Source organism: Microcystis sp. M53603_WE2, assembly GCF_030065435.1.
Genome location: NZ_JASJFF010000502.1, coordinates 1 through 1,773, shown reverse-complemented (window position 1 = coordinate 1,773; position 1,773 = coordinate 1). Strand labels below are relative to the sequence as shown.

Annotated in this window: 1 protein-coding gene; it reads left to right on the top strand. The window is 41.0% G+C overall.

Translation table 11 applies throughout. The annotated features are described in order from the left end of the window. Window positions 1–1,691 (top strand): group II intron reverse transcriptase/maturase (gene ltrA, locus PX481_RS10430; RefSeq protein WP_288094552.1); only part of this gene is annotated, 1,691 nt, incomplete at its 5' end. Window positions 1,692–1,773 lie beyond the last annotated feature (82 nt).

The window sequence follows — 1,773 nt, the reverse complement described above, 5'->3', positions numbered from 1 at the left end:
GAAAGTTGCAACGTCTATTAGTGAAATCATACTATGCTCGTCTATTAGCAGTACGCAAAGTAACCCAAGATAATCAAGGAAAGAAAACAGCAGGAGTCGATGGAATGATAGCAATATCCCCAGAACAAAGGCTAAATCTAACCGAAGAAATCAAGGGAACACTCAAAGCAAAACCGCTAAGAAGAGTATGGATTCCTAAACCCGGGAGGGATGAAAAACGCCCACTAGGAATACCAACCATCAAAGACAGAGCCAGACAAGCGGTGGTTAAATCGGCACTTGAACCAGAATGGGAAGCAAAAATGGAAGGAACCAGCTATGGTTTCCGACCCGGAAGGTCTGCCCATGATGCAATATCGAGGATATACCTCAGCATTAATAAAAGTAATTACTTTGTATTAGATGCTGATATTGCCAAATGTTTTGACCGAATTAATCACGACTCTTTACTGTCTAAAATTCATTGCCCAAGTTCCCTGAAAAGAGACATAAAACAATGGCTCAAAGCAGGAGTATTGGATAACGGCGTATTTGAAGAAACAGAAACAGGGACACCACAAGGAGGGGTAATAAGTCCACTACTAGCCAACATCGCACTGGATGGAATGGCAAGATTAATTGAAACACTATTTCCCCAAAAAGGAAATGGTAAAAATCAAGCGGTTCTAATAAGATACGCCGATGACTTTGTAGTGATTTCTCCATCACTCGAAATCATTGAACAGTGCAAGATTGCTATTTCCGAATGGTTAAAGCCGATTGGATTAGAACTCAAACCAGAAAAAACCAGAGTGTGTCATACTCTTAAACCCATTGAATATAATGGGAAAACGGAAGAATCCGGTTTTGATTTTCTAGGATTCAATATCAGGCAATATCCAGTAGGAAAATACAAATCTGGGAAAACAGGAGGGAGAGTAAGCCGATTAATAGGTCACAAAACCCACATCAAACCCAGTCAAAAAGCAATTAAAGCCCACACAGAAGCGATTAAAGGTGTAATCAAAAAATATAAAACATCACCTCAATCAACCCTGATTAGTCACCTAAACCCAATTATTAGAGGTTGGGCTAACTACTACTCAGGAGTAGTATCTACAGATACCTTCAATAAACTAGATTACACAATCTGGTTAATGCTAAGGGCATGGACAGTATCAAGATGTGGTAAAGCGAACTACAAAAAGCTGAGTAAATATTTTGGACCGGGTACAGTCAAACTCAGCAATGGGAAAGAAAGACACGAATCCTGGTTATTCCAAACCAAAGACGGTTATCAATTATGGAAACATAATTGGACAGCAATTGTCAGACATACCCTAGTACGCGCCGACGCTTCACCCTACGACGGAAATTGGACTTACTGGGCGACCAGACGAGGACAAGCAATTGACACACCTACAAGAGTAGCCAAACTACTTAAGAAGCAACAAGGCAAGTGTAGCCGATGTGGGCAGTATTTTACCCCATCGGATTTAATTGAAGTTGACCACATTCACCCAATAAGCTTAGGCGGAAAGGATGAATATAAAAACCTTCAATTACTACACCGCCACTGTCACGATGATAAATCGGCATCTGATGGAAGCCTAAAATCATCTAATTCGACATCACCCGATGTTAATGCAGATAATACAAGGTCAACAAAAAGATGTCAAGTTGTATCCTTAACAAGGGAACCGTCAAACTAGGAGCCGTGTGAGGTGAAAGTCTCATGCACGGTTCTGAATGGGAGGGGAGGTCGGTGACGATTTTCTCGACCCCTAATAGTAT